The sequence below is a fragment of the Limnohabitans sp. 63ED37-2 genome (assembly GCF_001412535.1).
In the GTDB taxonomy this organism is placed as follows: Bacteria; Pseudomonadota; Gammaproteobacteria; order Burkholderiales; family Burkholderiaceae_C; genus Limnohabitans_A.
Genome location: NZ_CP011774.1, coordinates 1275769 through 1301845, shown reverse-complemented (window position 1 = coordinate 1301845; position 26077 = coordinate 1275769). Strand labels below are relative to the sequence as shown.

The following is a 26077-nucleotide window of genomic DNA, read 5'->3' as shown; positions in this document are numbered from 1 at the left end:
AATGAGCGCATCAAAGCGCGGATTGTAGGCTGTGGGCCCAAGCGGCCACCGTGTTCAGCGGCTCGGTGCGCTGGGCACCTTCGCCGTCACGCAGTGATTTGACCGCCACATGGCCTTGGGCCAACTCTTCGGCCCCAAAAACCAGGGCAAATCGTGCACCTGAGCCATCGGCTTTTTTGAATTGAGACTTCATGCTGCCCATGCCTTCACCACTGCCCGCGTGCATTTGGGCCGAGACGCCGCAAGCTCGCAAGGTTTGCAGCACCTGCATGGCCACCGGCAAAGCAGCAGTTTCGGGAATGATGGCGTAAACATCAGGGGCCAGGTCGGGCAAGGCCTCGCCCTGCTCTTTGATGAGTTCGAGAACGCGCTCAACGCCCAAAGCCCAGCCCACGGCGGGGGCGGGCTTGCCGCCCACTTGCTCAATCAGGTAATCGTATCGGCCACCACCGCAGATGGTGCCTTGCGAACCCAGGCTGGTGGTGATGAACTCGAACACCGTGAGGTTGTAGTAATCCATCCCACGCACCAGACGTGGGTTGATGCTGTAGGCCACGCCATTGGCATCTAGGATGGCCTTGACCGCGTTGAAGTGGGCCAAAGAGGCCTCACCCAAAAAGTCGAGCAAACGGGGCGCGGCCTCGACCACGCTTTGCATGGCCGGGTTTTTGGTGTCCAGGATGCGCAGCGGGTTGCTGTGCAGGCGGCGCTTGGCCTCTTCGTCGAGCACATCGCTGTGTTTTTCCAAGTGCGCAATCAGCGCGGCGCGGTGGGCTTGGCGCTCGGCCGGTTGACCCAAGCTGTTGAGTTCCAGGCGAACGTCTTTCAGGCCCAACACCTTCCACAGGTCATTGGCCAGCAAGATCAGCTCGGCATCGACCTCTGCTCCGCCAAAGCCCAGCACTTCGGCGCCGATTTGGTGAAACTGGCGGTAACGGCCGCGCTGCGGGCGCTCGTGGCGGAACATGGGGCCCATGTAGTAAAGGCGCTTGCCCCCTTCGTACAGCAGGTTGTGCTCAACGACCGACCGCACCAATCCGGCCGTGCCTTCGGGACGTAGGGTCAGTTGCTCGCCGTTCAAGCGGTCTTCAAAGGAGTACATCTCCTTCTCGACGATGTCGGTGACCTCGCCCAAACCGCGCACAAACAATGCGGTGGGCTCGACGATGGGCAAGCGCACGTTGCGGTAGGCATACCGTGCCATCAAAGCGCGTACCTGGCCCTCCAGCCATTCCCAGCGGGCCGAATCGGGCGGCAAGATGTCATTCATGCCCTTGACGCCCACCAGCTTCTGGGCTTTGGCCGTTTTTTCGACCTTGGGGGTATTTTCTTTCAGCGACTCGCTCATTTTTTCTCAGCAGATCCGGAACCAAAACGGTTCTCAATGTAGTTTTCAACCAGCCCCTGGAACTCTTGTGCAATGCCTTCGCCTCGCAGCGTCAGGCGTTTTTCACCATCGATGAAAACCGGCGCAGCGGGCGCTTCACCGGTGCCAGGCAGGCTGATGCCGATGTCGGCGTGCTTGCTTTCGCCAGGGCCGTTCACGATGCAGCCCATCACTGCCACCTTGAGGTTTTCGACCCCGGGGTAACGCGCACGCCAAACCGGCATTTGGGCCCGCAAAAAGTCATCAATCTGTTTGGCCAGTTCTTGAAAGGTGCTGCTGGTCGTGCGGCCGCAGCCGGGGCAAGCGGTCACGCTGGGCACAAAAATGCGCAATCCCAGCGACTGCAAAATCTCGGACGCGATCACCACCTCTTGGGTGCGTGCTTCGCCCGGCTGGGGGGTGAGGGAGACGCGGATGGTGTCGCCAATGCCCTCTTGAAGCAGCACCGACAAGGCCGCAGCCGAAGCCACCGTGCCCTTGGTGCCCATGCCCGCTTCGGTCAGGCCAAGGTGCAGCGCGTAATCGGTGCGGCGACCGAGCTCGCGGTAGACCGAAATCAAATCCTGAACGCCCGAGACCTTGCACGACAAGGCGATTTGGTCCCCATTGAGGCCCATGGCTTCGGCACGCTGGGCCGACGAGATGGCCGACGAGATCAACGCCTCGTACATGACTTGACGTGCTTCCCAAGGGTTGGCGCGTTGGCTGTTGGTGTCCATAAGGTCGGCCAACAACTCCTGGTCGAGGCTACCCCAGTTCACACCGATGCGGATGGCTTTGTTCCAGCGCATGGCCGCTTCGATCATCTGACCGAACTGCACATCACGCTTATCGCCCTTGCCCACGTTGCCGGGGTTGATGCGGTACTTGGACAGCGCCTCGGCGCACGCCGGGTAGTCAGTCAGCAAGCGGTGTCCGTTGTAATGAAAGTCGCCGATCAGGGGCACATCGATGCCCATTTTGTCGAGCTGATCGCGAATGTGCGGCACTGCCTCCGCTGCTTCGGGGGTGTTGACCGTGATGCGCACCATCTCTGAGCCGGCAATCGCCAACTCTTTGACCTGGATGGCGGTACCGATCACATCCACCGTGTCGGTGTTGGTCATGGACTGCACGCGAACCGGAGCCCCGCCGCCAACGGTGACGACGCGCGAACCCCAGACCACTTGGGACTGGCGGCTGCGCCGCACTGCAGGGCGGGCGATGGCAATCGGCTCAGGGCTCAGGGGCAAGTCGGCAGAGGACATGTTTACTCCTTCACTTCAAAACGCGCCACCGTCACCTGGGTGTGGGGCTTGAGGTCAAAAGGCTGGCCGCGCAAGGTGGCTGTGACCACTTGGGCACGGCCCACTACCACACTGACGGGCAATGGACTTTGAATGCGTGTGCTTTCACCCGCCTTGACCACACCACTCCAAACCACCGCCTTTTGGGCGTTGCGCACTTCCAGCCAGCTGTCGCCCGAGGCAGAAAACACCCATTCGGGTTCTGCTGAGGCGCTGACCGCTGGTTTGGCTGGCGGGGCGCTCTGAACGGGCTGACTCATGGGGGCGGCTGGGGCCAAGGCCGGGCTGGCCGGGCTGACCACAGAGGCAGCAGAAGGGGCTGGGCTGGAGGCATCGGCCGAGGCCGTGGGTACAACAGGTACCGGCAAAATTTCAGTCACCGTGGCTGGCGGTGGCACCACAGGCTCGGTGACCTCCTGCGACACCACTTCATCGGCCATCAAGGACTTGACGTCGTCCAACCACGCCCATTGGCCCGGGCCGGGCATCCACAGAAAAGCGCCCGTCATGAACAACAAGAGCGCGGCCACCCAGACAACTTTGGAAGACAACATGCGGCCCCAAGGCACGCTGTTGATGCGCACAGAACCCTCTGACTCCAGAGGTTGGATCGAGCTGACCAGGGGCTGAAGATGGGCAGAAGTTTGCGGTAACAAAGCCAAAATCGGCGCCGCATCCGTGTGCAAATGGCGGCAAACGCTGGACGCCAGACCGCGGTAAAAAACAGCCCCTTTGCCCGGGTCGAGCTCGTCGGCCTCCAGTGCCTCCAGTTGGCGAACGGGCACCTTCAAGGTCACCGACAAAACAGCCAAATGCACGCCTGCCTTCAGGCGGGCCTCGCGTAACAACTGCCCGGCAGTTGCGGCCGAAGCTGGGGTCGGTGCAAGGCTGGTCTCTGAAGCAGACTCAGATTTGAGGCTTGGTGTCATGTCGGGTCTCCGAAAAAGTCACCGCAGACAGTGGCACCAAAGAGATGGTGCGCTGCTCGGCCATGCGCGATTGGACCTGTGTGCGGTCTTTGACATCACCGGCCAATTGGCCGCAGGCGGCATCGATGTCGTCACCCCGGGTTTTGCGCACCGTGGTGACCAAACCCGCGTCTTGCAGTTGTTTGGCAAAGGCTTGCACACGCGCATGCGGGGAACGCAACAAACCAGAGGCTGGAAACGGGTTAAAAGGAATCAGATTGAACTTGCAACGCAGGCCTTGACGTGCGTGCTTTTGCACCAGATCAATCAAAGTGCTGGCATGCTCGGGCTGGTCGTTGACGCCGTCGAGCATGCAGTATTCAAAGGTGATGAAGTCACGCGGCGCATGGGCCAGGTAGCCGATGCACGCTTGCATGAGCTCGTCAAGCGGGTATTTGCGGTTGAGCGGCACCAGGTTGTCGCGCAGCGCATCAAAAGGCGCATGCAGGGACACCGCCAAAGCCACCGGGCAATCACCCGACAAACGCTCAATCATGGGCACCACACCCGAGGTGGACACCGTGACGCGGCGGCGCGAGAGGCCATAACCGTGGTCGTCCAGCATGGTGCGCAAAGCGGGCACCAGGGCCGAGTAGTTTTGCAGCGGCTCACCCATGCCCATCATCACCACGTTGGAGATGACACGTTCATCGGTTCGGAGGTGCTGGCGCAGAAAATGTTCAGCAAACCACAACTGGGCCAAGATCTCGCCTGTGGTCAGATTGCGGCTGAAGCCTTGGTGGCCGGTGGAGCAGAAACGGCAGCCCACGGCGCAGCCGGCCTGCGATGAAATGCACAAGGTGCCACGGTCATCCTCAGGAATGAACACCGACTCGATGGCGTTGCCATCACCGACGTTGAACAGCCATTTGATGGTGCCGTCGGCGGAAATGTGTTGGCTGATCACGGGCAGCGGCGAAACGTGCGCGTGAGATTTGAGCTTTTGGCGCAAGGACTTGGCCAAATCGCTCATCTGATCGAAATCAGAAGCGCCCCGCTGGTGGATCCAGCGGAACAACTGGGTAGCCCGAAAGCGCTTTTCACCCAAACCCTCGCAAAAAACGGCCAAACCTTCCAGATCGAATTCGAGAAGGTTGGCCGTCATGGGGTCGGGGCGCTTAAGGGCGCGTGCGGTCCGCGACGCGATCAGCGTGCGTAGACGTTCATGCCGGGGAAGAAGAAAGCAACTTCAGCGGCAGCGGTTTCAGGGGCGTCGGAGCCGTGCACGGCGTTGGCGTCGATGCTGTCGGCGAAGTCAGCGCGGATGGTGCCTGCAGCGGCTTTCTTGGGATCGGTGGCGCCCATCAGGTCGCGGTTCTTGGCAATGGCGTTCTCGCCTTCCAAGGCCTGGATCATGACGGGACCGGAGACCATGAAGTCGACCAAGTCCTTGAAGAAAGGACGCTCTTTGTGCACGCCATAGAACTGCTCGGCTTCGCCGCGCGAGAGATGTGCCATCTTGGCTGCGACCACTTTGAGGCCAGCGGCTTCGAAACGGGCGTAGATCTGACCGATGACGTTCTTGGCGACAGCGTCGGGCTTGATGATGGAGAGAGTGCGTTCGATGGCCATTTGATTTCCTATTATGAAAAATTGTGAATGCGATTTTGCCCTGCGACAAAGCCCATTATTCTAACCTGAGCGGGGCAGAAAAAAGGCCTCTGCCCTGCAGGGTCAAAGTGCTTTCGGCACCAGGCCCCGGAGACCCGGCCTGAAGTGCCCAGGCACCCGGCTTCAGCGGCTTCGGCCACTGCCACCACGCCCGCCCCGGCCAGGACCGCCCGGCGTATTTTTGAGGCGGTTGAAACTTTCTGCGCCAATGTATTTGGGCTCGCTTTTCGGCGCATCCGATTTGGCGTGCAATCCAGAGCCCCCGGGCGCCTGGTTGGGTTTGGCTGCGGGTTTGGCGCGGGGCACGGCGCTGCCCACCCTGCCCTGCCCGCCCGTGCGAGGGCGGCGGTCGTTGCGGTTGGTTCGCACCGGGTGCTCGGTCACCGGGCGGGGGCGCTCGCTGGTGCCCGCTGCACGCATCAAAGAGCGGATGTCGGACTCGTCCAGCTCCAGCCAGGCACCACGGCGCAGGCCGTGCGGCAGCACCATGGCGCCGTAGCGGATGCGGATCAGGCGGCTGACCGCATGGCCCACGGCTTCCATCATGCGGCGCACCTCGCGGTTGCGGCCTTCAGAGATGGTGACGCGGTACCAGCAGTTGGAGCCCTCGCCACCGCCGTCTTCGATCGAGCCGAACTGGGCCGGGCCGTCGTCGAGCATCACGCCGTCCAGCAGTTTTTGTTTTTCATCCTTGCTCAAAGCGCCCAGGACACGCACGGCGTACTCGCGCTCCAGACCAAAACGAGGGTGCATGAGTTGGTTGGCCAGCTCGCCCGAACTGGTGAAAAGCAGCAGACCTTCGGTGTTGAGGTCGAGGCGGCCCACCGACTGCCATTTGCCGTTTTGCAGGCGCGGCAGCTTGCGAAAGACCGAGGGACGGTTTTGCGGGTCATCGTGGCTGACGATCTCGCCTGCGGGCTTGTGGTAAGCGATCACACGGGCGGGTGGCGGGTCGATGCGGATGCGGATCGGCTTACCGTCGACCTTGATTTGGTCACCGTATTGCACGCGCTGGCCCACATGGGCGGGCTCGTTGTTCACGGCGATGCGGCCTTCGGTGATGAGTTTTTCCATCTCCAGGCGCGAGCCCATACCGGCCTGGGCCAGCACCTTGTGCAATTTGGGCGAGTCGGTCTGCGGCGCGAGCACGCGCTTGCCCAAGTCCTGCGCCACGGCTTCGGCCGCCTCCTCGTCGTCGAACTGGCCAGAGACCACATCGGCCAGGTCAATCGCCTTGTAAGGCGTCGCGGTCGTTTGGATCACAGTGGCCGCGCCCGACTTGCGAGCTGCGTACACGCCAGGGCGCTGGCCCTGTGCATTGGAAGAGGAATCGTTCATGTGGGGGTGTTTTCTTGGCCGAGGCCGGTGTTGGCAGGGTCCGCATCGGCCAGTTCGACCGATTCGGCCAAGGCCTCTTCAAGTGACAGGCTGGCTTGCGCCGGAGACTCTTCCAGCATGCCCGCCAGGGCCGACATGGGTGAATCCACTTGGGAGAGCAAAGGCAATTGGTCCAGCGAGGACAGGCCCAAATCGTCCAAAAACTGGCGTGTGGTGGCAAACAAGCTGGGACGGCCCACGGTTTCACGGTGGCCAATGACCTCGACCCATCCACGGTCTTCGAGCTGTTTGATGATTTGCGAGCCGATGGTCACGCCACGGATGTCTTCCATATCGCCCCGGGTGACCGGTTGGCGGTAGGCAATGATGGCCAGGGTTTCCAGCACGGCGCGGGTGTATTTGGGGGGTTTTTCGGGGTGCAGACGGTCCAGATACATCCGCAGCTCTGGGCGGCTTTGAAAGCGCCAGCCACTGGCCACGTGGGTCAGCTCCAAGCCTTTGCCCGCCCATTCCAATTCGAGTTCTTGCAGCATCAGCCGCAGGGTGTCAGCCCCGAGCGCATCGTCAAACAGCACGCGCATGTCGCGTAATGACAATGGCTGGCCCGCTGTGAGCAGGGCCGTTTCCAGGACACGCTTGGCTTGCGCCGTATTCATGGTGTCGGTCTTTCGGAAAAAAACGCCTCACGGCGTGGTGGCAAAACGCCTCACGGCGTGTCGAAATGAAACGATCAACTGAAAAAGAATCCCACAGGTGGGGATAAGCCAATGGGCTTCAGCTTCGCTTCAAGGGCTCAGATTGTAACTGAGGCCCAAATTCTGGAGGGCCTGGGCCATGTCCTCGGGCCAATCCGATGTCAGGTCGATGCACTCCCCGGTGATGGGGTGCTCAAAAGCCAGTCGCCAGGCATGCAAGGCTTGGCGACTCATGCCGCCCAAAGGCACACCGCCATAGACGGCGTCCCCCAACAAAGGGTGCCCCAGGTGCGCCATGTGCACCCGGATTTGGTGCGTGCGCCCGGTGTGCAAGGTGCATTGGACCAGGCAGCAACGCTCGCCCTGGGCCAGCAGATCGAAGGTCGTGGACGCCGTTTTGCCCGACTGGTGGCTCAGGTCCACCACGGCCATGCGCAGGCGGTTGGCCGGGTCTCGGCCAATGGCGGCTTCGAGAGTGCGCGGTGATGCGCCGGTCCAGTTTTTGTGCGCCAAGGCCAGGTACTGGCGGTGCACTTGCCGCGCCGCAATTTGAGACACCAGCGCATCCATGGCCTGGCGCGTGCGGGCCACCACCATCAAGCCACTGGTGTCTTTGTCCAGTCGGTGGACGATGCCAGCGCGGGGCACTTCGCTGGCTTTGGGGTCGAGCGCCAACAAACCATTGAGCAAAGTGCCGCGCCAGTTGCCCGGGGCGGGATGCACCACCAGACCCGGCGGTTTGTGGATCACGCGCAGGTGCTCGTCTTCGTACACCACCTCGATCGGCATGGCTTCGGGCACAAAGGCCTGAGACTGCGGCGTGGCCCGCAAGGTGATTTGGAGCAGGTGCCCCAACCTGACCTTGGCCGACACCTTGGTGGTGACACGGCCATCGATGAGCGCTTCGCCTTGCTCAATGAGTTGCTGCAAATAACTGCGTGAAAACTCCGGCACCAGCTGTGCCAACACCCGATCCAGCCGCTGACCATGCAAAGCCACAGGCACTGCAGCCACACGCACCTCTTCTTGCGACGATTCCAGCAAGGGCTCGACATCTTCCGGCAGCTCGCCGGAGTCATTCATTTCGGGGTCGGTCGATATAATCAAAGGGTTCAACAATCAAGGTGACACAGATGCAAAGCTTCAGATTATCGATGGTTCCAGTCGGCCTGGTTTTGGCCACGGGACTCTTTCTGAGCGGCTGCGCGAACACCACCAAGGACGTCACAGCGGGTTGGACCCCTGAAAAAATCTACAGCGAAGCCCGAGATGAGGCCAAGGCTGGTGCTTGGGACAAGGCCATTGGCTACTACGAAAAGCTCGAAGGCCGCGCAGCCGGCACCGCACTGGCCCAGCAAGCCCAGATTGACAAGGCCTTTGCCCAGTACAAAACCGGCGACAAAATCCAGGCCGTGGCCACCCTGGACCGCTTCATCCGCCTGCACCCCACCAGCCCGGCCATTGACTACGCGCTCTACCTCAAAGGTCTGGTCAACTTCAACGACAACCTCGGGCTGTTTTCCTTCATCACGCGGCAAGACCTGTCTGAGCGCGACCAAAAGGCCGCCAAAGACTCTTATGAAGCGTTTCGCGAGTTGAGCACCCGCTTTCCAGAATCCAAATACAGCGCCGATGCCCGTCAGCGCATGACACACATCGTCAACTCACTGGCCGCTTATGAGGTGCATGTGGCCCGCTACTACGCCAGCCGCGGTGCCCATGTGGCCGCCATCAACCGGGCTCAGCAAGCCATTGCCGATTACCAGGGGGTGCCTGCCCTTGAAGAAGCGCTGGCGATTTTGATCAGTTCCTACAAGGCCATGGGCATGACGGCGCTGAGCAACGATGCCCGTCGCGTGCTGGAGACCAACTTCCCCAAGTCGGCCTTTTTGCTCACCGATGGCGCCGAGGTCAAGCGCTCGGGTGGCTGGCGTCTGTGGTGAGCTGACGCAACGCGTCCAGAAAAGCCGCATGGTCCTCCAAGCGGCGCATGGCGGGCAAACCCCGCACCAGGCGGCGACCATAGGCCATGGTGCTGAGCCGGTTGTCACAGACCACCAATATGCCGCGATCGGTTTCACTGCGGATCAATCGCCCTGCCCCCTGTTTGAGTGACACCGCCGCCTCCGGCAATGCGTGGTCGGCAAAAGCGCTTTTGCCCTGCTGCGTGACGCGCTGGCTGCGGGCCTCAAACAGCGGGTCACCCGGCGGTGGAAAAGGCAGTTTGTCGATGACCACCAGCTGCAGCGCGTCACCGGGCACATCAAAACCTTCCCAAAATGAGGCCGACGCCACCAGCACACAGCCCGTGCGGCCATGCGCATCGCCCAAACCGCCACCTTCGCGAAAGCGTTCCATCAACCGACGTTTGGGGCTTTGGCCCTGCACCAGCACTTCCACACGCCCCTCGCACTGCGCTTGCAGTTGCTCGCCAATGCTGCGCATGGCATTCAAGGTGGTGGTCAGCACCAGCGTTCGGCCACCCAAAATGGCCAGCGCCTCCAGCACCAAAGCGGCCACCTGGCGGGCGTGAGCCGGGTCACCCGGGCGCGGCAGGTGGGGCGGCACATACAAGGCCGCTTGCTGGGCATAGTCAAATGGGCTGTCCACCTGCATGACCTCGGCCGAGCTCAGGCCACAAGGCTCGGTGAACCAGCGCAAACTCGGCTCGTCCCCCAAAGTGGCCGAGGTGAAAATCCAGGCCCGCTGGCCCACGCCACCTGCAGGCCCTGCCATGGCTTCGCCCCCGGCGTTTCGCGGGTCTCCGGCCATCAAGGCCTCCAGCGAATCGGGATCAACACCAAGACTCAGGGCAGCGCCAGACTCGGCATCACCGGGCGGCGCGGCTGACACTGGACGGGTCAAGGCAGAAAAGGCCTGCGCAATGTCCAAGGGCGATTCGATCAGGCGCAGCTGCGCACTGACCTCGGCCCAGCGAACGCCTTCGGGGTTGGGCGTGTCGGCAAACAAGGCCGCTCGCTGCAACAGCTCCCGAGTGCGGTCGCCCAGGCGTTGAAAATCTGGGGCCAGCTCGCTGACCATGTCCAGGCCATTTTGCAAATGCGCCAGCGCTTGTGTCACCGCCTGCAAAGCCGCGTCCCATTCGCTGGGCTCCACACCCTCGGGGTGTTGGTCGCTCCAGCGCAAGCGCACCGAGCCGCGGTGCATGCCCGCGGCCAGTCGCCAATCACGGGCTGCTTTTTCAAGGCCCGCGCTCAGGGCCTGCCAATCCACGAGGCCTCGCGCCAATTGCAAACCGGTGGCCAAGACGTCGCGCACCAACTCGTGCAATTGCACCGTAGACAGTTGCTTGCCCAGGAAATTCACCCCAATTTCATTGAGTTGATGGGCTTCGTCGAACACCGTCACTCGCACCGTGGGCAACAACTCGGCCACGCCCGATTCGCGAACCGACAGGTCGGCAAAAAACAAATGGTGGTTGATGACCACCACATCCGAGGCCATGGCTTCTTTGCGGGCCAGATTCACATGGCAAGCCCGGTAGCGCGGGCAAGTCGATCCCAGGCAGTTGTCACGGGTGGAGGTGACCAACGGCCACAAGGAAGAGCGCTCGTCCAGACCCGTCAGCTCGGCCATGTCGCCTGTGCGGGTGGACTGCGCCCAAGTCTCGATCTTGGCCAGGGCCTTTTGTGCTCCCGGCTGGGCCGACTCGGGGCTGTGCCGTGCTTGCTCCATGCGGTGAAGGCACAGGTAGTTGGAGCGCCCTTTGAGCAAGGCCACTCGAATGGGCAGACCCAACACCTCCACCAGGCGCGGGATGTCGCGTGAAAACAATTGGTCTTGCAGTGCCTTGGTGGCGGTGGACACCAGCACCCGCTGACCACTGAGCAAGACCGGCACCAAGTAAGCATAGGTTTTTCCCGTGCCAGTACCCGCCTCCACCACGAGCTGTCCGCCATCCTGCACCGTGCGGCTGACGGCCATGGCCATGTCGGACTGGCCCTGCCGGGGCTGAAAGCCGGGCACCTTTTGCGCAAGCACCCCGTGGGTGGACAGGACATCGGCAACCTGCTGGTCCAGCCTGTTCAAGCGGGCTCCTTGGGTGCCAACTGCGCTTGCAGGCTGGCCATCTGGTCGCGCAAGGCCAGGCGGCGTTTTTTCATGCGGCGCAAACGCAGCTCATCCATGTGGCCAGGCATCAAGGCCGCCTGATCGATCAGGGCGTCGAGGTCGGCATGCTCGATTTGCCACTCGATCAACTGACGCTGTGGCGAGTGCAAATCCATCGCAGCGCTTGGATTGGCATCGTTGGGATTGTCCACGCTCATGGTATGTCCCGGCCAACAGTTTGTTTGCCCTGCAGTCGCCGCTCACGCTGCTCGGTGCGCCACAAGCGCTCTTGGGCGTTCAGGGCCAACTCCTGCTGCCGCAGCGGCTCCAGCGCCTGTCTGCGGGTGCGACGCGCTTCACTCAAACAAGCATTCACGGCAAACTTTTGCCAGCACACGGCCTGCTGCGCCGCTTCGGCCTGAGCGATGGCGCTGCGGTGCGCCGCCAGCGTCTGCCGTTGACGGGTGATGGCCTCGGGCAGATCGTCTTGTTGGGAGGCCGGGCCCTGACTTGACGGGCGTGTTTCCGGTGGGGTGGACGTGGTGGTGGCGCTGCCCGATGGCGCGACCCAAGGCACAGAAGGCTCCTGGACGATGGGGGCTTGAAAGCTACAGCCCGCCAAAAGACCCAGCGCCAGGCCACAACTCGCGCTGATAAATCCACGTGTCATGTGAGGTGCGTGTCCACGGTGCGGTGCTCCAGCGCCAAGAACTCACTCGACTGCATCTCGTGTAGGCGTGAGACCGTGCGCGGAAATTCGTGCGACATGGGCCCAGCGGTGTACAAGCCTTCAGGCGGCACAGCGGCCGACATGATCAGCTTGACCCGGCGGTCGTAAAGCACGTCGATCAACCAGGTGAAACGCCGCGCCTCGGAGGCCATGCTCACGGGCATGTGCGGCACGTTGCTCAGCAGCACGGTGTGGTACTGCGTGGCGATTTCGAGGTAGTCGTTTTGCGAACGCGGGCCGCCACAAATGGCACGAAAATCAAACCAGACCACATCACCCGCACGGCGTTTGGCGTTGATTTCACGGGCCTCGATGTGCAGCACCGGGTCTTCGTCCGGCCCGGTGGCCAGGCGGTTGAAGGCGTCGTTCATCTCGGCATCGGCCTGCTCACCCAAAGGCGAGTGGTAGAGCTTGACCATCTCCAACGTGCGGCGGCGGTAGTCGGTGCCGTTGTCCACGTTCAAAACTTGCATGCGCTGGTTCAGCAAAGCAATCGCGGGCAAGATGCGGTCACGGTGCAGACCGTCGGGGTACAAGCCATCGGGCTCGAAGTTGGAGGTGGTGACAAAGCCCACACCATTGTCGAACAGGGCCACCAGCAGGCGGTGCAAGATCATGGCGTCGGTGATGTCGGCCACATGGAACTCGTCAAAACAGATCAACTGGTAACGCTTGGCCATGCGTTTGCCCAACTCATCGAGCGGGTTGACGGTCCCCTGGATCACAGACAGTTCGCGGTGCACCTCGCGCATGAATTCGTGAAAGTGCAGACGGGTTTTGCGCTCAATGGGCACGGCCGCAAAAAAGCAGTCCATCAAAAAGCTCTTGCCGCGTCCCACCCCGCCAAACATGTAAACCCCCTTGGGAATCTCGGGGCGGCTCAGGAATTTGCCCAGCAGACCCGAGCGCTTGGACTTGTAAGCTGCCCACTCCTTGGCGCAGCGCTCCAGCGCCTCAATGGCCCGCAGTTGCGCGGGGTCGCTTTGGTAGCCCCGTTTTTGGAGTTCTTCTTCGTAAACTTCACGAACGGACATGGGTGACTTGCTCTTGAAATCAATAACAAAACCCGGGACCAGGCCCGGGTTTTCAGGGATGCGGAACTTTAACCCAACTCACCCAAAACCGCAGTTTCGGGTGAGTCAAGGGCTTAGAAGTTCAAGCTGCGCTTGTCCACGGCCAAAGCGGCCTCTTTGGTGGACTCGCTCAAGCTGGGGTGTGCATGGCAGATGCGGGCAATGTCTTCGGCGCTGGCGCGGAATTCCATGGCCACCACGGCCTCGGCGATCAGCTCGGAAGCTTGTGGGCCCACGATGTGCACACCCAAGATTTCGTCGGTGGTCGCATCTGCCAGCATCTTGACCATGCCGGTGGTGTCGCCCAAGGCGCGGGCACGGCCGTTCGCGAGGAACGGGAACGAGCCGGCTTTGTACGCCACGCCGTCGGCCTTGAGCTGCTGCTCGGTGCGGCCCACCCAAGCGATCTCGGGGCTGGTGTAGATGACCCAAGGGATGGTGTTGAAGTTGACGTGACCGTGTTGGCCCGCGATGCGCTCGGCCACCGCCACGCCCTCTTCTTCCGCTTTGTGCGCCAGCATCGGGCCGCGCACCACGTCACCCACCGCCCACACGCCTGGCAGGTTGGTTTTACAGTCGGCGTCAACCACCACGGCGCCGCGCTCGTCGAGATGCAGGCCCACAGCCTCGGTGTTCAGACCGATGGTGTTGGGCACACGGCCGATCGAGATGATCAGCTTGTCGGCGTCCAGCTTCACGGCTTCGCCCTTGGCATTGGTGTAGTTGACCGTGACACCTTTCTTGCCGTTCACGATCTCGCCGACTTTCACGCCCAGCTCGATCTTCAAGCCCTGCTTGTCAAATGCCTTCTTGGCTTCTTTGGCGATTTGCTCGTCCACGGCGCCCAAGAATGTGGGCAGACCTTCGAGGATGGTGACCTCTGCGCCCAGACGGCGCCAGACCGAGCCCATCTCCAAACCAATGACGCCAGAACCAATCAGGGCCAACTTCTTGGGCACAGCGGCCAAACGCAAGGCGCCGTCGTTCGACAACACATTGACTTCGTCAAACGGGGTGCCAGGCAGCGCACGGGCGTTGGAGCCGGTGGCGATGATGATGTTTTTACCGGTGATCGACTCTTCGGTCTTGCCTGCCACCTTGATCTCGTAGCCGCCTTCAGCCTTGCTCGCAAAGCGGCCACGGCCGTGGAAGAACGTGACCTTGTTCTTTTTCAGCAAGTACAAGATGCCGTCGTTGTTTTGCTTCACCACGGTGTCTTTGCGGGCGATCATCTGGGCCACATCCATCTTCACACCCGTGGCGCTGATGCCGTGCTCGGCGAAGTGGTGGTTGGCATGGTCAAAGTGCTCGCTGGACTGCAGCAGCGCCTTGGAGGGGATGCAGCCCACGTTGGTGCAGGTGCCGCCAGGGGCTGGGCCACCAGCTGCGTTTTTCCATTCGTCGATGCAGGCGACCTGGAAACCGAGTTGGGCAGCACGGATGGCTGCAATGTAGCCACCGGGGCCACCGCCGATGACAACGACGTCAAATTGTTTGCTCATGGGAAATGCCTTTTGGATGAAAAACGCCCCCTGGAAAGGGGGCATTCAAAACAAGGGGGTTTTAGATGTCGAACAGCAAGCGGGCTGGATCTTCCAGCGCTTCTTTCATAGCGACCAAGCCCAAGACGGCTTCGCGGCCGTCGATGATGCGGTGGTCATACGACATGGCGAAATAGTTCATGGGACGAACCACGACTTGGCCGTTTTCCACCATGGCGCGGTCTTTGGTCGCGTGAACGCCCAAAATGGCCGACTGAGGTGGGTTGATGATGGGGGTCGACATCATCGAGCCGAAGGTGCCGCCGTTCGAGATCGAGAAGGTACCGCCGGTCATCTCTTCGATGCCCAGCTTGCCGTCTTTGGCTTTCTGGCCAAACTCAGCGATCTTCTTTTCAATGTCGGCAAAACTCATCTGGTCGGCGTTGCGCAGAATCGGCACCACCAAACCACGGGGCGAACCCACCGCGATACCGATGTCGAAGTAGCCGTGGTAGACGATGTCATTGCCATCCACCGAAGCGTTCAGCACAGGGAACTTCTTGAGGGCATGCACAGCGGCTTTGACAAAGAAGCTCATGAAGCCGAGCTTGACGCCGTGTTCCTTCTCGAAACGCTCTTGCATGCGCTTGCGCATCTCCATGACCGGGGCCATGTTGATTTCGTTGAAGGTGGTCAAGATGGCATTGGTCGACTGCGATTGCAGCAAACGCTCGGCCACGCGGGCACGCAGGCGGGTCATGGGCACGCGCTGCTCAGGGCGGTCGCCCAAGTTGACGGCGGGGGCCGAGACCTGAGGCAAGGCCTTGGTGGGCACGCCGGTGGGGATCACCGCGGCGGTGGACTTGACACCCCCAGCCACAGCGGCCAGCACATCACCTTTGGTCACGCGACCGTCTTTGCCAGATCCCGCCACAGAACCTGCGGCCAGGCTGTTGTCAGCCATGAGTTTGGCCGCGGCGGGCATGGCCACACCGGCCATGTTGCCTCCAGTGGCAGCAGCAGGCGCTGCGGCAACCGTAGCAGGCGCAGCAACTGGTGCAGCGGCAGCCGGGGCCGCAGCGGCAACTTTGCCATCGGTGTCGATACGAGCGATGAGTTGCTCGGCGGCCACGGTGGCGCCGTCGCCCTGGATGATTTCAGACAGCACGCCAGCGGAAGGTGCGGGCACTTCGAGCACGACCTTGTCGGTTTCGATCTCGATCAGGATCTCGTCGGCGGCCACGGTGTCGCCGACTTTCTTTTTCCACTGCAGCATGGTGGCCTCGGCCACAGACTCGGACAGTTGGGGAACTTTGACTTCTACGATTGCCATGATTTTTCCGTTATGCGTTGTTCGTTAGGAAGGTGTACGGGAGGATGTGGGTGAAGGGTCTGGCGCTGGACACTCAGCGCCAGAGGCCACATCACTTGGTCAGCACGAAGCCTTTGAGTTTGGCAAATGCCGCCTCAATCAGCGCCTTTTGCTGGTCCTGGTGCAGGTGCGAGTAACCCACCGCTGGAGAAGCGGAGGCGGCACGACCGGCATAACCGAGCTTTTGGCCACTTTGCATGTTTTCGTGGATGTTGTGCTGGATGAAGAACCAGGCACCCTGATTCTGTGGCTCGTCCTGGCACCACACGATGTCGGTGGCGTTGGGGTACTTTTTCAGCTCGGCCGCAAACGCCTTGTGTGGGAAGGGGTAGAGCTGCTCCACACGGATGATGGCCACGTCGTCGGCACCCTTGGCTTCGCGGTGCTTGACCAGGTCGTAGTACACCTTGCCCGAGCAAGCCACCACGCGCTTGACCTTGTCGGCCTTGAGCGTTTTGTTCTCGGGGATCACGGTCTGGAAGCTGCCATGCGTGAACTCGGACACGGGTGATGTCGCGTCCTTGTTGCGCAGCAGCGACTTGGGCGTGAAGATGACCAAGGGCTTGCGCAGGTTGCGCACCATCTGGCGACGCAGCACATGGAAGATCTGGCTGGCCGTGGTGGGCTGCACCAGTTGCATGTTGGTGTCGGCCGCCAGCTGCATGAAGCGCTCGACGCGGGCCGAGCTGTGCTCGGGGCCCTGGCCTTCGTAGCCGTGGGGCAGCATCAAGGTGATGCCGTTGACACGGCCCCACTTGACCTCGCCCGAGGCGATGAACTGGTCGATCACCACCTGTGCGCCGTTGGCAAAGTCGCCGAACTGCGCTTCCCAAATGACCAAGGTGTTGGGGTCATTCGAGGCGTAGCCGTATTCAAAAGCCAGCACCGCTTCTTCGGACAAGATCGAGTCGATCACGGTGAAGGGTGCCTGCTTGTCGGTCACGTTTTGCAGCGCCACATAGGTGCCGGTGTCCCACTTTTCGCGCTTTTGGTCGTGAATCACGGCGTGGCGGTGCGTGAAGGTGCCACGGCCGCAGTCCTCGCCCGACAGGCGAACGGGGTAGCCGCTGGCCACCAAAGAGGCAAAAGCCATGTGCTCGCCCATGCCCCAGTCCACCGGGATTTCGCCACGGCCCATGGCTGCACGGTCGTCGTACACCTTTTTGACCAATTGGTGCGGGGTGACCGAATCGGGGATGGTGGAAATCTTTTCAGCCAAGCGTTTCCACTCGGCCAATGGAATGGCGGTGTCGCCCGCATCGGTCCACTTCTTGCCCAGGAAAGGCGACCAGTCCACGGTGAACTTGGTCTTGAAGTTGGTCAACACGGGGTCGGTGGTGTTTTTACCGGCGTCGAGTGCAGCGCGGTAGGCCTTGACCATCTCATCGCCCAAGTTGTCGCCCAAGCCTTGCGCCGCCAGTTTGTCGGCAAACAGCTTGCGTGTGCCGGGGTGAGCGCCGATTTTCTTGTACATCAGCGGCTGGGTCAAAGCAGGGGTGTCCTGCTCGTTGTGGCCCAGTTTGCGGAAGCACACCACGTCCAGCACCACGTCCTTGCGGAAGGTCATGCGGTATTCGAGGGCCAGTTGCGCGGCCATGACCACGGCTTCGGGATCGTCACCGTTGACGTGCAGCACTGGGGCTTCGACCATCTTGACGATGTCGGTGCAGAACACGCTCGAGCGCATGTCGCGGGGGTCCGACGTCGTGAAACCAATCTGGTTGTTGATGATGATGTGCACCGTGCCGCCTGTGGAATAACCACGGGTTTGGGCCAGCGCAAAGGTTTCCTGGTTCACACCCTGGCCACCAAAGGCGGCGTCGCCGTGCACCAGCACCGGCAACACCTGCTTGCCATGTGGGTCATCGCGGCGGTCCATGCGGGCACGCACCGAGCCTTCGACCACAGGGTTCACGATTTCGAGGTGCGAGGGGTTGAACGCCAGCGACAGGTGGACCGGACCACCGGCCGTGCTCACATCCGAGCTGAAGCCTTGGTGGTACTTCACGTCACCGGCTGGCAGGTCTTCGGGGGCGGTGTGGTCAAACTCGGCAAACAGGTCTGCGGGCAACTTACCCATGGTGTTGACCAGCACGTTCAGGCGGCCACGGTGGGCCATGCCGATCACAACTTCCTGCACACCTTGCGCACCGGCCGACTGGATCAGCTCGTCCATGGCGGCGATGAAGCTCTCGCCACCTTCGAGCGAGAAGCACTTTTGGCCCACGTATTTGGTGTGCAGGTAGCGCTCCAAGCCTTCGGCAGCCGTCAGGCGATCGAGGATCTGCTTTTTCTTCTCGGCTGTGAAATTGGGCTTGCTGCGGATGCTTTCGAGCTTTTGCTGCCACCAGCGCTTTTCAGCCTGCTCGGTGGTGTACATGTACTCGGCACCCAAGGTGCCGCAGTAGGTCTCGCGCAGCGCATTGAGCAGCTCGCGCAAGGACATGTTGTTCTTGCCGAAGAAGGTGTTGCTGGTGTCGAACACGGTTTCTTGGTCGGCGTCAGAGAAGCCGTAGAAGCCGGGATCGAGGTCAGGAATGTTGGGGCGCTCGGTGCGCTTCAAGGGGTCCAAATCGGCCCAGCGTTGGCCCACGTTGCGGTAAGCGGCGATCAGCTGCTGCACGGCGGTGCGCTTGCGGCCCATCTCGACATCGGCGCTGGCCATGACAACTTTGGTACCGCCGGACTTGGCGCGTTCGGCAAAGGCGTTGATGACGGGCAGGTGTGGGACGTCTTTGGCATTGGTGCCGTCGACGGCGGGAACATGCTGGAGGGCGTCGAAATACTCACGCCAAGAATCTGGGACGCTACCGGGGTTGGCCAAGTAGTTTTCGTACATCTCTTCGACGTACGGGGCATTTCCGCCGAACAAGTAAGTGTTGCCTTGGTAGGCAGCGTAGACGGAATTAGTCTCGCTCATATTTCGCTGACCTCCGTTTCCCTCGGGGAAACATTAGTTGGTTGAGAATTACCTCCCGCGACACGGCTGAACCGGTTGGCGGATGCGACTGTGGCAAAGGAAGGGCCTGAGTACAAACCGCATTGTGCCACGCCTTGGCCAATGTCAAACTTACATTCGTATTCCATCAGGCGTGCACAAGGTTTTGCGGCAAAAAAAGACCCCGTCGATGCGGGGTCCTGAAAAGTCAGCCTTGGATCTGATCAACGATCTGTTGCAAGGCGGCTGGATCGTCCATGGTGGTCAGATCACCCGGATCGCGCCCCTCGGCCACCGCCTGAATGGCCCGGCGCAGCAACTTGCCGCTGCGCGTCTTGGGCAAGGCGGATACAAAGAACACACGCGAGGGCCGTGCCACCGCGCCCAGTTGCGAATCCACCACCTTCATGACTTCGCCCTCGAGCTTCAGACGCGCTGCCGCGTCCGTCAGGCCCGAAGTGTCTTTGGCAATGGCAAAGGCCATGGCCACCTGACCTTTGAGCTGATCGGCCACGCCCACCACCGCCACTTCGGCGATGTTGGGGTGGCTGGAGATGCTTTCTTCGATCTCGCGGGTGCCCAGGCGGTGACCGGCTACGTTGATCACGTCGTCGGTGCGGCCCAAAATGAAGAAATAGCCATCTTCGTCCCGTACAGCCCAGTCGAAGGTGCTGTAAACCAGCTTGTTCGGCACCGTCTTCCAGTAGGTCTTGACGAAGCGCTCGTCATCGCCCCAGATGGTTTGCAGGTTGCCAGGGGGCAGCGGGCCTTCAATGGTCAACACGCCTTTCTGGTTGGCGCCGGTCAACTCTTCGCCCGTCTGGTCGTCGACCAACTTGACGTTGTAGCCGTAAATCGCTTTTCCGGGCGAGCCGAACTTGCTGGGCGCTTTTTCCACGCCATTGCAAATGCTCAGAATCGGCCAACCGGTTTCGGTCTGCCAGTAGTTGTCGATGATGGCCTTGCCACTCAGGCCTTCCGAAATCCATTTGGCCGTGGGTTCGTCCAAGGGTTCGCCCGCCAAGAAGAGTGCCTGCAGACTGGACAGGTCGTACTTGGACAAAAGCGCAGGGTCTTGCTTTTTGAGCACCCGGATGGCTGTGGGGGCGCTGAACATGACCTGGACTTTGTACTTCTCGACCAGGCTCCACCAGATGCCACCATCGGGGCGAATGGGCAGGCCTTCGTACAGGATGGTGGCCATGCCGCCGATCAGCGGGCCGTAGATGATGTAGCTGTGGCCCACCACCCAGCCGATGTCGCTGGTGCAGAAAAAGGTGCCGCCGGGCTTGCCTTCAAACACGTTGGGGATGCTGGCGGCCAGGGCCACGGTGTAGCCCCCGGTATCGCGCTGCACGCCCTTGGGCTTGCCGGTGGTTCCCGAGGTGTAAAGCGTGTAGCTGGGGTGCGTGGATTCGACCCACACGCACGGCACGACCGCATCCATGTGCTTGGCCCGCTCGGTGGCGTAATCCACATCGCGTCCGGCCACAGGGGTGAAGGCAGCCAGTTTGCGGTCCACCATGATCACGTTGACCGGTTTGTGGGCCGAGAGCTTGATGGCTTCGTCCAGCAACGGCTTATAAGGTACACCCTTGCCGCCACGGGAGCCGGCGTCGGCGCTGATGATGACTTTGGGCGAGGCGTCCTCGATGCGGGTGGCCAGCGAATGCGAGGCAAAACCACCAAATACCACCGAGTGGATCGCGCCCAAGCGCACGCAGGCCAGCATGGCAAAAGCCGCCTCGGCGATCATGGGCATGTAAATCAGCACGCGGTCACCTTTGACCACACCCAGGTCTTGCAAGATGGCGGCCATGCGCTGCACTTCGGTGTGCAGTTCGCAGAAGGTGTAGGTTCTTTCCTGGTTCGTTTCAGTCGACACAAAAATCAATGCAGGCTGATCGGCACGCTCGGCCAGGTGCCGGTCCACCGCGTTGTGGCACAGGTTGGTCTGGCCACCGACGAACCACTTGGCAAAAGGCGGGTTGCTGTAATCACAGATTTGCTGGGGCTGGACTTTCCAGTCCACCAGTTTGGCCTGCTCGGCCCAAAAAACGTCGCGGTCGTTGATCGACCGGGCGTGAAATTCTGCGAAATTGCCCATGGATGTCTCCTGAAAACCCAGCAAATTGAAAGCGAGCGAAGGGGCGATGGCTATCCAGTGCCCTGCACTTCTGAATTCATAATTATGGCCAAAGGACTTGCAAGAAGCTGACTCAAGCCAGGGCAAAAGAGGGCATCAGCGCGGGCAAGCAGCGCCCCGCCCGCTGGGCGCGGTCACTTGAACAGGCTTTGCAGCAGCTTGAAATCGGGGTGCTCGGCCGAGCGAATCCATTCAAACGCCACCATCTCGGCGGTCACCAACTCAGCACCGGCACCTGCCAGGCGGTCGTAGGCAGCATCGCGGTTGCGCTCGGTGCGCGAGCTGCAGGCATCGGTCACCACCCAGACCTCGAACTCGTCTTCCAGCAAATCCAAGGCCGTTTGCATCAAACAGATGTGGGCCTCACACCCGGCCAACACAATGGTCTTGCGGGGGTCGGCCCCGGGCTGTGGCTTTTGCAAATGCCTGGGCAAGCTGCGGGCATTGCCGCGCAGGGCCTGCACCGGCTCGGGCTGCAGCCACTCACCCAAGCCTTCTTCCACGGCGCTGAACTGCATCTTGGCCAGCACCTGACGGCAGTAGCTGCGAATTTCCGGAGGCATCTCGCCCAAGCGCGAGGGGTTTTGCTCGGTGCCCCAGGTGGGCACATCGAGGGCCTGGGCCAAGGTGGCCAATCGTGCGGCATTGGCCCAAACGGCGTCCGCGTCCAGCATCGCGGGCTTCAAACGGGCCTGAAAATCCACCAGCACCAATTGGCTTTCATCTGCATCGATCAACATGTTTTGTCCTGAGAGTTTCTGGATACGGATTGTCGCAGCAGCCCAAGCCACTGCAAACCCAAAGGGTTGACAGGGTGGGTAGCCATTCAACGGGCACCGTAGTCGCCCCATGATTTAATCCAAAAATATCCGTTATGCTGGCGGGCTATGCGTTGGATTCTTTTTTTATCGGTACTCGCCGCCCTGAACCTGCCTGCTTGGTCTTCTCCGACAGAAGACACTCCGGCAGCGGGCCTGACCGAGCGCGGCCTCGTCTCTCAAATCGGCTCCCAACTGAGCGTGGTCAAAGACAAGGCCGGCGACCAAGCCGCTGGCATGGTGGAGCAGGCCATGGGCTTGTTGGGCGTGCCCTACCGCCGTGGCGGCAACACCGAGAGCACGGGTTTTGATTGCAGCGGCTTTGTACGTCATCTCTACGAAAAATCGGTCGGACAAATTTTGCCGCGCCGCGCCGTTGACCAGGCCCGGGCCACAGAGGTCATCGAACGCGATGAGCTCAAACCCGGTGATCTGGTGTTTTTCAACACCATGCGCCGCACCTTCAGCCATGTGGGCATTTACGTGGGCGATGGCAAATTCATCCACGCTCCACGCGCTGGCAAAGCCGTCAACATTGACGATATGCGCAGCGCCTATTGGCAAAAACGCTTCAATGGTGCACGCCGGGTGCCTGTGAACAGCGACAATGCCAAACCATGAAAACTCAAATTGATCACCTGGTGGTGATGGCCGCCTCGCTGGACGAGGGCGTGCAATGGTGCGAAGATACCTTGGGCATCACCCCTGGCCCCGGTGGCGAGCATGAAAAATACGGCACCCACAACCGCCTTTTCAAAATTGCTTCGCCGCAATTTCCTCTGGCCTATTTCGAAATCATCGCCATCAACCCCTTGGCGGTGATCCCCAAACGCGCCCAGGTGCCGCGCTGGTTCGACATGGACAACCCCACCTTACAAAAAGCAGTGGCGCAAGGCCCCCGGCTGGTCCACTTTGTCAGCAGCACCGAGGACGTCAAAGCCGCCCGCCATGTGCTGCGCACACAAGGCATTGAGCGCGGTCAGGTGGTGCACGCCAGCCGCAAATCGAGCAAAGGCACGCTCAACTGGCAAATCACCGTGCGCGATGACGGTGAACGCTTGTTCAACGGTTGCTTGCCCACCCTGATTCAGTGGGGCAAGCCCGAGGCCACCGACCCGCTGCGCCTGCACCCACGCAACAGCCTGCCCCGCTCGGGTGTGACGCTGCAAAGCCTCACCGTGAGTCACCCCAGCGGTGCCAAGCTGCAAGCCGCTTTTGATGCCATCGGTTTGGCCCACATCGCCATCGAAACCGGACCGGCCAATTTGGTGGCCAGCCTGCAAACCCCCAAAGGACTGGTGCAGCTGCAAAGCCTGGGGATTTAATCCTCTTTGGGCAAAGCCAAGAGCAGCACCATGCCCACCAGCATGACAGCGGCCGTCAGCCACAGTGCGCCTTTGAAACTGCCCGTGGCCTGCGCCATGGCCCCGGCCACAACGGGCGCGATCATCTGTGCAGCGCCGTAACTCAGGGTCAAACGGGCCATCGCCTTGCCCGGGTTTTGGGGTGCACGCCGCCCCACCAGCGCCAAGGTCAAACTGACAATGCCGATGAAGGTCGCGCCGTAACCCACAGCACCGGCCAGCGCTGCGGTGAGTGATCCCGATAAGGCCGGCAACACGATGGACACGGTCTGCAGGCCGAAAGCCAAGAGCAAAGCTGGGATGTCACCCAACTTTCTGGCCACGCGGTCCCACAAAAACACGGCGGGCATGGCCGCCAGCCCCACCAACGCCCAAGCCAAAGCGCCCTGCCCGGCCAAAGCCGGTTCGCGCTCGACAATGGCCACGGTGAAGGTGGCGCTGATGACAAAGCCCCAGCCCGCCGCAAAGTAACTCAAGGCCATGGTCGCCATCCAGCGGCGCGAGACCTGCGGCTGCGCATGGGCAGTCGATGCTGCGGTGGGCATGGGTGGCACGGGCGGCCGCCACAACCAGGCGGGCACAAAAAACACAACGCCCAGCGCGGCAAAAGCCAACCACTGGTCCGACCACAGCGCCCAGATGTCCGACAAGACCCAGGCACCCAGCGCCGACACGACAATGCCCAGCCCCAGGCCAATGAACAACACCCCCAGCTCCGGCCGTCGCCCTTGGCGCATCAGCCAGCCCAACACCAGGCCCGAACCCAGCAGCATGCCCGTGGCGCCACACAAACCGCCCAAAAAACGCCACAGCCCCCAGGCGGGCAACCAGCTCGATAAAGCCATGGCCGCCGTGGTGAGCAAGGCCATCCACAGGCCTGCGCTGTAAAAACGGTGACGCCAGCGCACATCGTCCATCCAGGCCGTGACCAGGGCCCCAACGATGTATCCCGCGTAATTGATGGCGGCCAAGCCCCCGGCTACGGCATCGTTCAAACCGGTTTGCGCCTGCAAGGCGGGCAACAAGGGCGTGTAGGCAAAACGGGCCAGACCAATGGTCAGCACCAGCCCGCAAATGCCCCCGAGCATGACTTGCCAAGCTTGCAGGGGATGGGTGGTGGGCGTCGGGAACATGGGCTAGGTATGGGTCAATCCTCGCCATTGTGGCCTGATGCTGGCACGACTCGCGGCAGACACCCAGGCACTCGGGCCCGGCATTCGCTTGGCGCGTCACACAGATGACAGCCTGGGGCCTGGCGCAAAGGGTTTTCACCATGCACGAGGCTGACCACGCGTCCTAAAGTGAAAACCCCAAGGAGACAAAACATGCCCATCAACCCGTTCCGCTCTCGCATCACCTCGTCCCGCGCTCAACTGGCCTCGCCGCTCAAACGGCAAGTTGGCCTCAGCCTCTTGCTGTTGGGCCTGGGGGCATTCAGCGCCACCAACGCTGTGGCCCAAGCCTTTCCCACCAAGCCATTGCGCTTGGTGGTGACCTTTCCGTCGGGGGGAGCGCCCGACATCTTGGCGCGGCTGTTCAGCGAAAAAGCGCAGTTGGGCTTTCCGGTGGTGGTGGACAACCGACCCGGCGCGGGCGGCAACATTGGCGCGGACAACGTGGCCAAGTCGCCCGCTGACGGCCACACCATCGTCATGGGCACCGTGGGCACCCATTCCATCAACGGGGCCCTGTACGAAAAAATGCCCTACGACATGGTCAAGGACTTCAGCCCCATCTCGCTGATCGCCTCGGCCCCCAACTTGCTGGTGGTCAACAACGCCCTGCCCGTCAAAAACGTGCCCGAGTTGATCGCCTACATGAAGGCCAACCCCAACAAACTCTCGTTTGGTTCCCCCGGCATCGGCACCTCGGTGCACGTCTCGGGCGAACTCTTCAAGTCGCTCACCGGCACCACCATGGAGCATGTGCCTTACAAAGGCCGTCAATTTGCCATTCCCGATTTGATCGGCGGCAGCATTCAGGTCATGTTTGACAACATGCCCTCGGCCCTGCCCATGGCCAAAGAGGGCAAGATCCGGGCTTTGGCACAAACCACCGCCACCCGCTCACCGGCCGCACCCGATGTGCCCACCGTGGCCGAAACAGTACCTGGCTTTGAAGCCACCACCTGGTTTGCCATGTTTGCCCCAGCCAATGTGCCCCGCCCCGTGATTGACAAGCTCAATGCCGAAGTGCTGCGGGTGTTCAAACTGCCGGATGTTCAAGAGCGCCTCAAAACCCTGGGCCTTGACCCGGTGCTGTCCAGCCCCGCAGAGCTGGCCCGCTACCAAGCCAGCGAAATCACCAAATGGGCCAAGGTGGTGAAGGAATCAGGCGCCAAGGCGCAGTAACACGCCCTGCTGTCACGCAGTGACAGCACTCAAACCAACTCAGAGATCTCGATCAGGTTGAGGTCGGGGTCTCTGAGGTAGATGGAGCGGATCTTCTGGGTCGCCCCGGTGCGCAAGACCGGGCCCTCCACAATCGGCCAATCGGCCTGGGCCACCCGGGCCATGACTTCATCGAGGGGCACGCTGGCGATGAAACACAAATCCAAGGCCCCCGGCACGGGCAAATGGGCTTTGGGCTCAAACTCTCGGCCCCGCACATGCAGGTTGATTTTTTGCTGACCAAACTTGAAGGCCTGGCGCTGAACCGGGGGCGTGCCGCCCACAAAGCTCTCCAACTGCATGCCCAGCACACGGGTGTAAAAGTCGATGCAAGCGGCTTCATCGCAGGTGGTCAGCACCAGATGGTCCAAGTGGTCAATCATTCTTCACTCCTCTTTGAATTCGGCAG

General features: G+C 61.4%; 23 protein-coding genes. 4 read left to right on the top strand and 19 right to left on the bottom strand.

The window, feature by feature from the left end:
• Positions 1-10: 10 nt before the first annotated feature.
• The 8 genes from hisS to L63ED372_RS06215 form a co-directional block, all read right to left on the bottom strand.
• Positions 11-1348, bottom strand: coding sequence for a histidine--tRNA ligase (hisS, locus tag L63ED372_RS06250; protein ID WP_062404406.1), 1338 nt, complete (start codon positions 1346-1348; stop codon positions 11-13).
• Positions 1345-2634, bottom strand: a complete 1290-nt coding sequence (gene ispG / locus L63ED372_RS06245) for a flavodoxin-dependent (E)-4-hydroxy-3-methylbut-2-enyl-diphosphate synthase (RefSeq protein WP_062404404.1) — start codon at positions 2632-2634, stop codon at positions 1345-1347. Before ispG ends, hisS begins: the two co-directional genes overlap by 4 nt.
• 2 nt (positions 2635-2636) lie before the next feature.
• Positions 2637-3602 (bottom strand): helix-turn-helix domain-containing protein, encoded by a 966-nt coding sequence (locus L63ED372_RS06240; protein ID WP_082431611.1) that lies wholly within the window; start codon positions 3600-3602, stop codon positions 2637-2639.
• Positions 3580-4746: a 23S rRNA (adenine(2503)-C(2))-methyltransferase RlmN gene (gene rlmN, locus L63ED372_RS06235; RefSeq protein ID WP_062404400.1), complete on the bottom strand. Its 1167-nt coding sequence runs from the start codon at positions 4744-4746 to the stop codon at positions 3580-3582. Before rlmN ends, L63ED372_RS06240 begins: the two co-directional genes overlap by 23 nt.
• Before the next feature lie 41 nt (positions 4747-4787).
• On the bottom strand, positions 4788-5213 hold the full coding sequence (gene ndk / locus L63ED372_RS06230) for a nucleoside-diphosphate kinase (protein WP_062404397.1): 426 nt from the start codon (positions 5211-5213) through the stop codon (positions 4788-4790).
• Between the two features lie 162 nt (positions 5214-5375).
• Positions 5376-6590, bottom strand: a complete 1215-nt coding sequence (locus tag L63ED372_RS06225; RefSeq protein WP_062404395.1) for a pseudouridine synthase — start codon at positions 6588-6590, stop codon at positions 5376-5378.
• Positions 6587-7246 (bottom strand): SMC-Scp complex subunit ScpB, encoded by a 660-nt coding sequence (gene scpB / locus L63ED372_RS06220; protein ID WP_231624580.1) that lies wholly within the window; start codon positions 7244-7246, stop codon positions 6587-6589. The genes L63ED372_RS06225 and scpB overlap by 4 nt, the downstream gene beginning before the upstream one ends.
• Positions 7247-7375: 129 nt before the next feature.
• A complete protein-coding gene (locus L63ED372_RS06215; protein WP_062404392.1) occupies positions 7376-8368 on the bottom strand; it encodes an RluA family pseudouridine synthase in 993 nt (330 codons plus the stop codon).
• 71 nt (positions 8369-8439) lie between these two features.
• On the opposite strand from L63ED372_RS06215, the gene L63ED372_RS06210 reads away from it, so the two are divergent.
• Positions 8440-9228 (top strand): outer membrane protein assembly factor BamD, encoded by a 789-nt coding sequence (locus tag L63ED372_RS06210; protein WP_156343565.1) that lies wholly within the window; start codon positions 8440-8442, stop codon positions 9226-9228.
• On the opposite strand, the gene L63ED372_RS06205 is transcribed toward L63ED372_RS06210, so the two are convergent.
• From L63ED372_RS06205 to L63ED372_RS06165, 9 genes are all read right to left on the bottom strand, one after another.
• The gene (locus L63ED372_RS06205) at positions 9197-11236 is read right to left on the bottom strand and encodes an ATP-dependent DNA helicase (protein WP_231624602.1); all 2040 of its coding nucleotides are present in this window, start codon (positions 11234-11236) and stop codon (positions 9197-9199) included. The two genes, L63ED372_RS06210 and L63ED372_RS06205, sit on opposite strands and share 32 nt — an antisense overlap.
• 95 nt (positions 11237-11331) lie before the next feature.
• Positions 11332-11574: a DUF465 domain-containing protein gene (locus tag L63ED372_RS06200; protein ID WP_442915149.1), complete on the bottom strand. Its 243-nt coding sequence runs from the start codon at positions 11572-11574 to the stop codon at positions 11332-11334.
• Positions 11571-12026, bottom strand: coding sequence for a hypothetical protein (locus tag L63ED372_RS16495; RefSeq protein ID WP_197275331.1), 456 nt, complete (start codon positions 12024-12026; stop codon positions 11571-11573). Before L63ED372_RS16495 ends, L63ED372_RS06200 begins: the two co-directional genes overlap by 4 nt.
• On the bottom strand, positions 12023-13120 hold the full coding sequence (gene zapE, locus L63ED372_RS06190; RefSeq protein ID WP_062404386.1) for a cell division protein ZapE: 1098 nt from the start codon (positions 13118-13120) through the stop codon (positions 12023-12025). The genes L63ED372_RS16495 and zapE overlap by 4 nt, the downstream gene beginning before the upstream one ends.
• Positions 13121-13233: 113 nt before the next feature.
• A complete protein-coding gene (gene lpdA, locus L63ED372_RS06185; RefSeq protein WP_062407734.1) occupies positions 13234-14661 on the bottom strand; it encodes a dihydrolipoyl dehydrogenase in 1428 nt (475 codons plus the stop codon).
• Between the two features lie 61 nt (positions 14662-14722).
• Entirely contained in the window at positions 14723-15973 is a 1251-nt protein-coding gene (odhB, locus tag L63ED372_RS06180) for a 2-oxoglutarate dehydrogenase complex dihydrolipoyllysine-residue succinyltransferase (protein ID WP_062404384.1), read from the bottom strand.
• Between the two features lie 91 nt (positions 15974-16064).
• Positions 16065-18932 carry a 2-oxoglutarate dehydrogenase E1 component gene (locus L63ED372_RS06175; protein WP_062404382.1) on the bottom strand — a complete coding sequence of 956 codons (2868 nt, stop codon included), beginning with the start codon at positions 18930-18932 and terminating at the stop codon, positions 16065-16067.
• A gap of 226 nt (positions 18933-19158) precedes the next feature.
• On the bottom strand, positions 19159-21057 hold the full coding sequence (locus L63ED372_RS06170; protein WP_062404380.1) for a propionate--CoA ligase: 1899 nt from the start codon (positions 21055-21057) through the stop codon (positions 19159-19161).
• Between the two features lie 173 nt (positions 21058-21230).
• Positions 21231-21836, bottom strand: coding sequence for an isochorismatase family protein (locus L63ED372_RS06165; RefSeq protein ID WP_062404378.1), 606 nt, complete (start codon positions 21834-21836; stop codon positions 21231-21233).
• A 147-nt stretch (positions 21837-21983) separates the two neighbouring features.
• On the opposite strand from L63ED372_RS06165, the gene L63ED372_RS06160 reads away from it, so the two are divergent.
• Positions 21984-22535: a C40 family peptidase gene (locus L63ED372_RS06160; protein WP_062404376.1), complete on the top strand. Its 552-nt coding sequence runs from the start codon at positions 21984-21986 to the stop codon at positions 22533-22535.
• A complete protein-coding gene (locus L63ED372_RS06155) occupies positions 22532-23239 on the top strand; it encodes a VOC family protein (RefSeq protein ID WP_062404374.1) in 708 nt (235 codons plus the stop codon). Before L63ED372_RS06160 ends, L63ED372_RS06155 begins: the two co-directional genes overlap by 4 nt.
• Here L63ED372_RS06155 and L63ED372_RS06150 read toward each other — a convergent pair.
• Positions 23236-24411, bottom strand: a complete 1176-nt coding sequence (locus L63ED372_RS06150) for a YbfB/YjiJ family MFS transporter (protein WP_062404372.1) — start codon at positions 24409-24411, stop codon at positions 23236-23238. The genes L63ED372_RS06155 and L63ED372_RS06150 overlap by 4 nt on opposite strands.
• A 192-nt stretch (positions 24412-24603) precedes the next feature.
• On the opposite strand from L63ED372_RS06150, the gene L63ED372_RS06145 reads away from it, so the two are divergent.
• Positions 24604-25629, top strand: a complete 1026-nt coding sequence (locus tag L63ED372_RS06145) for a Bug family tripartite tricarboxylate transporter substrate binding protein (protein ID WP_082431610.1) — start codon at positions 24604-24606, stop codon at positions 25627-25629.
• Positions 25630-25658: 29 nt separating this feature from the next.
• Here the strand turns inward: L63ED372_RS06145 and L63ED372_RS06140 are convergent, their stop codons facing one another.
• Complete coding sequence (locus L63ED372_RS06140) at positions 25659-26051, bottom strand: VOC family protein (RefSeq protein ID WP_062404370.1); 393 nt, start codon at positions 26049-26051, stop codon at positions 25659-25661.
• Positions 26052-26077 lie beyond the last annotated feature (26 nt).